Origin of the sequence: Clostridium sp. (genome assembly GCF_051656525.1) — a bacterium.
Classification (GTDB): domain Bacteria; phylum Bacillota; class Clostridia; order Clostridiales; family Clostridiaceae; genus Clostridium.
On sequence record NZ_JBOGCC010000339.1, the window covers coordinates 1 to 8,027 of the forward strand.

Genomic DNA, 8,027 nt, shown 5'->3' on the forward strand with positions numbered 1-8,027 from the left:
AATCAGCAGGTTGTAGGTTCGATTCCTATTGCCAGCTCCAAATAAGGTGGGGTTCCCGAGTGGCCAAAGGGGGCAGACTGTAAATCTGTTGCAACTTGCTTCGAAGGTTCGAATCCTTCTCCCACCACCAAACGCTAAGGAAGTTTCTTAGCGTTTTTTACATTTTAAATTAAAAACTATTAAGCTTTAAGAAGAAGATTAATAATTTTAATCTTAACATAAAAATGTAATCAATAATGAAGTGAAAGATATAAAAGAATAATGAAATAATATAAATATTAAGAAAATGTATATAATTTTAAATTTTATATTAGTATTTGATTGAATTACTAGTATAAATCCTTTAATTTAAAGCTTGAAAAGGTGTTAAAGAATAATTAATAAAAAAAATATAAGGATTTTATGTAAAAAAATGTATTGACTAAGAAAAAGTACTATGTTAAAATTTCAAATGAAATAAAAATAAATATCAAAACTCTTATCAAGAGAGGTGGAGGGATACGGCCCTGTGAAACCCAGCAACCTGCAATATTAATTTAGTATGTGTGGTGCTAATTCCAGTAGATTATCTACGAGATGAGAAGAATAGGAAACTAGTTCTCTTCTTCATGGAAGAGTTTTTTTATTATAAAGAAAAATTTATAGAATTGGAAGGAGAATAATAAAATGAGAAGATTATTCACATCAGAATCAGTAACAGAAGGGCATCCAGATAAAATCTGTGATCAAATATCTGATTCAGTATTAGACGCAATATTAGCAAAAGATCCAAATGCAAGAGTAGCTTGTGAAACTGCAGTAACTACAGGAATGGTAATGGTAATGGGGGAAATCACAACTAACTGTTATGTTGATATTCCAAAGGTTGTAAGAGAAACTGTAAGAGAAATTGGATATGATAGAGCTAAGTATGGATTTGACTGTGATACATGTGCAGTTATGACTACTATAGATGAGCAAAGTGCAGATATCGCTATGGGAGTTGATGAAGCACTTGAGTCAAGACAAGGTGAAAAAGATGAGGTTGAAGCAGTAGGAGCTGGAGATCAAGGAATGATGTTCGGGTTTGCTACAAATGAAACTGAAGAATTTATGCCAGCACCAATAGCAATGGCGCATAGATTATCAAGAAGACTTACAGAAGTAAGAAAAAATGGAACTTTAGCTTACTTAAGACCAGATGGTAAGACACAAGTTACAGTTGAATATGAAGATGATAAGCCAGTTAGAATAGATGCTATAGTTATTTCAACTCAACATGGAGAAGAAGTTACTTTAGAGCAAATTCAAAAAGACTTAAAAGAGCATGTAATTAAAGCTGTAATACCAGCAGAATTATTAGATGAAAACACTAAATACTACATCAACCCAACAGGAAGATTCGTAGTTGGTGGACCACAAGGAGATAGTGGTTTAACAGGAAGAAAAATTATAGTTGATACTTATGGTGGAATGGGAAGACACGGTGGTGGAGCATTCTCAGGAAAAGATTCAACTAAAGTTGATAGATCAGCTGCTTATGCTGCAAGATGGGTTGCTAAAAACTTAGTAGCTGCAGGTGTTGCAGACAAGTTAGAAGTTCAATTAGCATATGCTATAGGTGTTGCTAAGCCAGTTTCAATAGTTGTTGATACTTTCAAAACTGGAAAAATTGAAGATGATAAAATCATCGAAATAATAGAAAAAGTATTCGATTTAAGACCAGGAGCTATAATTAGAGATCTTGACTTAAGAAGACCAATCTATAAGCAAACAGCTGCTTACGGACACTTTGGAAGAACAGATGTTGATCTTCCATGGGAAGCTTTAACTAAGGTTGAAGAAATAAAATCATTAATGAAATAATTAGAAAAGAGCTAATGTAGATAATACATTAGCTCTTTTTTATGCAAAATTTATAAAAAATAATCATGAATAAATAGTGAGGTTTAAGCAAAATAATCCTTTTAGTAGCAATACATATAGAAAAAAATATATTAATAAGTGAAAATAATATTTATTTGTGAGGGAAGAAAATGAGAAATAGAAATTATAAAACTAAAAAAGAGACAGAAGAAAATATAATTGAGAAAAAGAGAAGTGTAAGAACTACTAGATCAAGAGTTAGAGGTGATGAGAAAGCTTCTGAGGAAGAAATTAATATATCTGATATAGAAAGTAGTGAAGAAGTAGAATCTATTAATAAGGAAAGAAATGAAAATTTAAAAGAAGTTAAAAAGAAGGAAAATGATAATAGAACTATAGAAATATATTCAAAAAATGAGAAAGGAAAAAGTGAAATAGTTGAAAATGAAAAAAATGAAGTAGAAGAAAAAAAAGATGAAAATATTCAGTTAGAAAATATGGATATAGAAGAGATGAGAGAGAAGGAGCTAATATCTGAAAAAGAGCAAATAGAGGAGGTAATATTAGAAGAAGTACAGATAGATTTAGATGAAAGCTCGGTATATAGAGTAAATGAGGAAAATTTAGAAAATATAGAAGATGTGAAAAGTGAAGAGAAGCAGATAGAAATTAAAGAGGTAGATATAGAAGAGAGTGAGGAAATAGAGAGAAAAATAATACAAGATGAAAATAAAGTTGAAGATAGGGTAATGGAAATAATAGAAGATAATAGAGGTATTATAAAATATAAATTAATAACAACAAGTATTGTTGTAATATTATTTTTATTATTGTTTTATTTTATATTTAAATAGAGTAATAGAAAGAAAATGAAAAAAGAGCTATTAAATAGCTCTTTTAAAGTTTAAGCTTCGTGTACTAGCTTTCCGTTGATAATAACTTTTTTTACGTTGATATCTTCATCAAAGATAAGTAAATCAGCATCAAAGCCTTCTCTTATTTGACCTTTTGAATTTTCAACTTTACAGTGTTTTGCACCATTATAAGAAGCCATTCTTACAACTTCATATAAAGGATAATTAGTATTTTTATATACATTATGAACTGCTTTATCAAGAGTAAGGATTGAACCTGCTAAAGTTCCACCATCAAGTCTTGCAGCACCATCTTTAACAAAAACATCTTGACCACCAAGACCATATTTTCCATTAGGCATTCCACAAGCCATCATTGCATCAGTCACAAGAAGAACTTTATCAATTCCTTTTTGCTTATATGCAACTCTTAAAGCTGGATAAGCTATGTGAATTCCATCAGAGATAGTTTCAGTTGAAATATCTGTATCAAATACAGCACCAACAACACCAGGTGCTCTATGAGTGAATCCTGTCATAGCATTATAAAGGTGAGTTGCATGTGAGCAACCACAATGAATTCCTTCCATTGCTTCTTCATAAGTAGCTTTAGTATGTCCAATAGAACAAACAATACCTTTTTCACTTAAGTATTTAATAAGTTCTTTAGCTCCTTCAACTTCAGGTGCTACAGTTACAGAAACTACTGCATCTTCAGAACCTTCAACCATTTTATTATAAGTTTCTATTGATGGAACTTGTAAAAAGTTTGGATTTTGAGCACCAATTGCCTTAGGACTTATGAATGGTCCTTCTAAGTGAGCACCAAGAACATTAGCACCATCTGTACCATTTAATTTTAATTCTTTTATGCAAGCCATTGACTTTTTAATAGCATCAACAGATACAGTCATAGTGGTTGGCGTAAAAGAAGTAGTTCCAAACTTACAAATTGTTTTAGCGATTTCATTTATAGCAACCGTTGTTCCATCCATTGTATCATGTCCACCAGCACCATGAATATGAACATCTATAAATCCAGGAGATAAATACATACCTTCAGCATCTATTATAGTGTCAGTATTAACATTTGTAGGGTTTATTTCTTTTATTTTTCCATTTTCAACAAGAACAGAACCTTCCTCAATTTTATCTAAATAGATAATTTTACAATTTTTAATTAACATAAAAATACACCTCCAAATTTTTAAATTTTCCTAGACATAAATAAATTTACTTAAATGCCTTATGATATAATTATATAATAGATAGTCAATAATATAAATACTAAGGAGCGATTTGGAGAGAAAAAATGGAAAGTATAATAGGTTTAGTTGAAACGATAGTATTTAAAAGTGAGGAATCTGGATATACTGTATTCAAAGTTAATATAAATAAACAAATTATTTCAGCAACTGGAGTTGTACCTTTTGTAAAGGAAGGACAACATGTAAAGCTTACAGGAGAATGGATGGTACATAAAACTTTTGGAAAGCAATTTAAAGTAGAGAATTATGAGGAAATACTTCCTACCTCAAAAGAAGGGATAGAGAAATATTTAAGTGCTGGAGTAATTTATGGAATAGGACCTGTGACAGCGAAGAAAATAGTAGATAAGTTTGGGGAAAATACGTTAGATATTTTAGAAACTAACATTGAAAGATTGAGAGAAGTTGATGGAATTGGTGAGAAGAAATTTAAAATTATTTGCGAATCTTATGAGGAACAAAAGGGATTAAGAGATGTAATTTTATTTTTATCAGAGTATGGACTTACTAATAATCAATGTATAAAGATTTATAAGAAATATGGAGATAGTTCTAAAAATATTGTAAAAGAAAATCCATATAGATTATGTAAAGATATTTCAGGAATTGGTTTTAAAACAGCAGATAAAATTGCCATGAATATGGGGGTTTTAAAAGATTCACAATTTAGAATAAAGAGTGGAATAGAATATATTTTAGGTAAATTCTGTGCTAATGGAAATACGTATATGCCTAAAGAAAAATTAATAGAAGAAGCAGCAGATGCATTAGAAGTTGATAAAGAATTAGTTGAAGAAAATATATATAGTGCATATTTAGAGAAAAGTATTATGATGGAAAAGATTGGCGGGAAAGATGCAGTTTTTTCTCTTACATATTATTATAGTGAACTTGGAATAACTAAAAAGATTATAGAACTTGGAATAGAGAACTTTCAAACTATAAATACAGATGTAGAGTATGAAATTAAGATGTTTGAAAGAAGTCAAGGTATAACATTTGCACCATCACAGAAGGAAGCTATAATAAATGCTTTTTCAGAGGGGATAGAAATTATTACAGGTGGTCCTGGTACAGGAAAGACAACAATAATAAAATGTATTATAGATATATACGAAAAAAATGGTCTTAAGGTTCTTTTAGCAGCTCCAACAGGAAGAGCAGCTAAAAGGATGTCAGAGTCTACAAGGCGTGAAGCTAAGACTATTCATAGGCTTCTAGAAATGGGTGTATCTGATGAAGAAGGAGAAAGAACTACATTTTTAAAAGGAGATGGAGAACCTTTAGAGGGAGAAGTAATAATATTAGATGAAGCATCTATGATAGATGTTAATTTAATGAATAGTCTTTTAAAAGCAATTAAGCTTGGAACAAGACTTATTATAGTGGGAGATGTAGATCAGCTTCCATCAGTAGGACCAGGGAATGTTTTGAATGATTTAATAAATAGTGAGTTTATTAAGGTTATAAGACTTAGAGAGATATTTAGGCAGGGAGCAGAAAGTTTAATCACAGTAAATGCGCATAGAATAAATAATGGTGAAATGCCTCATTTAAATAAAAAAGGAAATGATTTTTATTTTATAAGAAGTGAAAATACAGAGGAAATTTTAGAAACTATTATTGATTTAATAAATAGAAGATTACCTACTTTTAATAAAGAATGGGATAAACTTAAAGATATTCAAGTTTTAACACCAATGAGAAAAGGTATATTAGGTGTAGAAAATATGAATGAGAGAATACAAGAAGTTCTAAATCCAAAAGAAGGTTACAAAAAGGAGAAAAAAGTAAGGGAAACTATTTTTAGAGAAGGTGATAAGGTAATGCAAACTAAAAATAATTATACCTTAAAATGGACTAGAGTAGCTGGAGATGGAGAATATGAAGGTGTAGGTGTCTTCAATGGAGATATGGGGTTTATCCAAAGCATAAATGAAGAAGAGAAAATAGTAATTGTTATATTTGATGATGAAAGAAGAGTGAAATATGATTATGTCTATGTAGATGAATTAGAGCTTGCATATTCAATTACTATTCATAAAAGTCAAGGTAGTGAATTTAAGGTTGTAATAATACCAGCATTTATGGGATCACCTTTGTTAATGAATAAAAATTTATTGTATACAGGAATAACAAGAGCTAAAAAGTTAGTTGTGGTTGTAGGAATGCCAAAAGCTTTAAATTATATGGTGAAAAATACTAAGAGTATGGAAAGATATTCAGCGCTAGAACATAAAATAAAAGAAATAACTGATAATGAATTTGTAGAGAAATAGGAGGAAGTTTGCTTTGAGAGAAAATATAAATAAAGAAATGAAAAATATTAATAGAAAACTTGAAGAGTGGATAAAGGGAGACGAAGAGTGTATTAATTTTTATGGAAGACCTTTTCAAAGCAACACTATTTTCTCAGAAATAATAAGTAAAATAGTAAGAAAGGATAAAAAAATTCTTTATATTTATGGAAAAGAAGAAGTAGATGCAAAATTAATTGATAAAATTAATTTAGGAAAAGAAAAAAAAGTATTGTATACCAGAAATGGGTTAAGTGATGTAGATATTGCTTTTATGTCTTTTAAGTATACATATAATATTACAAAATACTATGATTTAATAATAATAGATGATATATCAACATATTTTAAAGTTAATAAAGAATCTTTAGAAGGACTTTATAAAAAATGCAAGGAACATACAAGAAAAATTATAATTTATAGTATAGAAACAAACTCTATTTCTAATAATGGAAATGATGTAAGTAGGTTTAAGATGAAAAATAGATTTGTAGAGCCACGGGTTATTACAACTAGAATAGATCTAAAGAAAGATATCCCTAATAGTCTATATGAGTATATATTATGGTTTAAAGAGAGAAAAAGTAAAGTAGTATTTTGGGTGCCATACTATGATGAAATAGAAAGCCTATATTATTATTATGTAAATGAGATAAAATTAGAGGGGGTGAAAATATTTAAATCAGAGGAGTATAAAAATGATTTAAATACAGAAAATAAGGCAATATTTATAATAACTAATAGCATGGAGGAACTAGGTGGATTTGAAAAGTTAGATGGCATAATTGCTTTATTTGCAGATAATATAAAGGTAGACTATAAAAAGATTATTTATATGTGTGGAAAAGTAACAAGAAATAATGATATTATGGCAGAGGTTATATTAGTATCAAGGACTGAAACAGATGAAATGGATAGAGCAAGAAGTTTAACAAGAAAATTCAATAAAAAATTATGGGACGAAGAGTATTTGAAAATATAAAAGAAGGAATATTAAAAGTATTATTTCCAGTAGAAAATAAATGTGTTATATGTAGAGAAGATGATGTTGAAGGAATTTGTCTTAGATGCAGAAAAAATATAATATTATGTGAGATAGATGATATTAGTTATGCATACTATAATAAAACTCTAAAAAAATTAATATTAAGTTTTAAATTTAGTAAAAATTTTATATCTGGAGATATATTAAGTGAATTTTTAATTGAAAAATTAAAGGATATAGATAAAGATTATATTATAACTTATGTACCTATAAGTAAAAAAAAGCTGAAAAAAAGAGGTTTTAATCAGTGTGAATATATAGCTAAAAAGATTGGAAAAGCTTTAGAAATTCAAGTGATAGATACTTTAAAGCAGGTAAAAGAAATAAAGGAGCAGAAAACATTAGGAATAAAAGAAAGAGAAGAGAATGTTAGAGAGGCATTTATTTGTAAAAACCCTAAATTAATTTATAAAAAGAAAATACTTCTAATAGATGATGTAATTACAACAGGCTCAACTATAAAAGAATGTGAAAAAATTTTAAAAAATAATGATATATTGAGTATAAAACTGTTGACTATTGGGAAAAGTGATATATAATATTAATGTAAAGTTAGGTCTGTGGTTGAAAGTCGATGCTAGTCGCAGGCGAAACGATCCACGTAACCTAGGCAAAGTTCTAGTGAGCATGGTGCGGTATAGATGTAAGTCCTACCAGTTAAATCTGAGAGTGTTAGTAGTGAGAGGTTGATTCTGGGTAGCGAAAGCTCCAGTAGGCG

General features: G+C 29.1%; 6 protein-coding genes, 1 tRNA gene and 1 riboswitch. Of the genes, 6 read left to right on the forward strand and 1 reads right to left on the reverse strand.

The window, feature by feature from the left end:
* Positions 1-45: 45 nt before the first annotated feature.
* The 3 genes from ACRDDY_RS16830 to ACRDDY_RS16840 all read left to right on the forward strand — a co-directional run bounded on the left by ACRDDY_RS16830 (position 46) and on the right by ACRDDY_RS16840 (position 2,699).
* Positions 46-130: transfer RNA gene (locus ACRDDY_RS16830), tRNA-Tyr, on the forward strand.
* A 345-nt stretch (positions 131-475) separates the two neighbouring features.
* Positions 476-583, forward strand: a riboswitch (SAM riboswitch).
* A gap of 83 nt (positions 584-666) precedes the next feature.
* Entirely contained in the window at positions 667-1,845 is a 1,179-nt protein-coding gene (metK, locus tag ACRDDY_RS16835) for a methionine adenosyltransferase (protein WP_438566094.1), read from the forward strand.
* 170 nt (positions 1,846-2,015) lie between these two features.
* Complete coding sequence (locus tag ACRDDY_RS16840; RefSeq protein ID WP_438566095.1) at positions 2,016-2,699, forward strand: hypothetical protein; 684 nt, start codon at positions 2,016-2,018, stop codon at positions 2,697-2,699.
* A gap of 50 nt (positions 2,700-2,749) precedes the next feature.
* On the opposite strand, the gene nagA is transcribed toward ACRDDY_RS16840, so the two are convergent.
* A complete protein-coding gene (gene nagA / locus ACRDDY_RS16845; RefSeq protein ID WP_438566096.1) occupies positions 2,750-3,886 on the reverse strand; it encodes an N-acetylglucosamine-6-phosphate deacetylase in 1,137 nt (378 codons plus the stop codon).
* Between the two features lie 125 nt (positions 3,887-4,011).
* Between nagA and recD2 the strand changes: the two genes are divergently transcribed.
* From recD2 to ACRDDY_RS16860, 3 genes are read left to right on the forward strand one after another with little or no spacing between them, the layout of a single operon-like run.
* Complete coding sequence (gene recD2 / locus ACRDDY_RS16850; protein WP_438566097.1) at positions 4,012-6,246, forward strand: SF1B family DNA helicase RecD2; 2,235 nt, start codon at positions 4,012-4,014, stop codon at positions 6,244-6,246.
* Between the two features lie 13 nt (positions 6,247-6,259).
* On the forward strand, positions 6,260-7,246 hold the full coding sequence (locus ACRDDY_RS16855) for a hypothetical protein (protein ID WP_438566098.1): 987 nt from the start codon (positions 6,260-6,262) through the stop codon (positions 7,244-7,246).
* The gene (locus ACRDDY_RS16860) at positions 7,219-7,848 is read left to right on the forward strand and encodes a ComF family protein (RefSeq protein ID WP_438566099.1); all 630 of its coding nucleotides are present in this window, start codon (positions 7,219-7,221) and stop codon (positions 7,846-7,848) included. The genes ACRDDY_RS16855 and ACRDDY_RS16860 overlap by 28 nt, the downstream gene beginning before the upstream one ends.
* Positions 7,849-8,027 lie beyond the last annotated feature (179 nt).

Bases quoted from the DNA above. Each gene is read 5' to 3' on its own strand.
- metK (WP_438566094.1), top strand. From the start codon at position 667: ATGAGAAGATTATTCACATCAGAATCAGTAACAGAAGGGCATCCAGAT.
- ACRDDY_RS16840 (WP_438566095.1), top strand. From the start codon at position 2,016: ATGAGAAATAGAAATTATAAAACTAAAAAAGAGACAGAAGAAAATATA.
- nagA (WP_438566096.1), bottom strand. From the start codon at position 3,886: ATGTTAATTAAAAATTGTAAAATTATCTATTTAGATAAAATTGAGGAA.
- recD2 (WP_438566097.1), top strand. From the start codon at position 4,012: ATGGAAAGTATAATAGGTTTAGTTGAAACGATAGTATTTAAAAGTGAG.
- ACRDDY_RS16860 (WP_438566099.1), top strand. From the start codon at position 7,219: ATGGGACGAAGAGTATTTGAAAATATAAAAGAAGGAATATTAAAAGTA.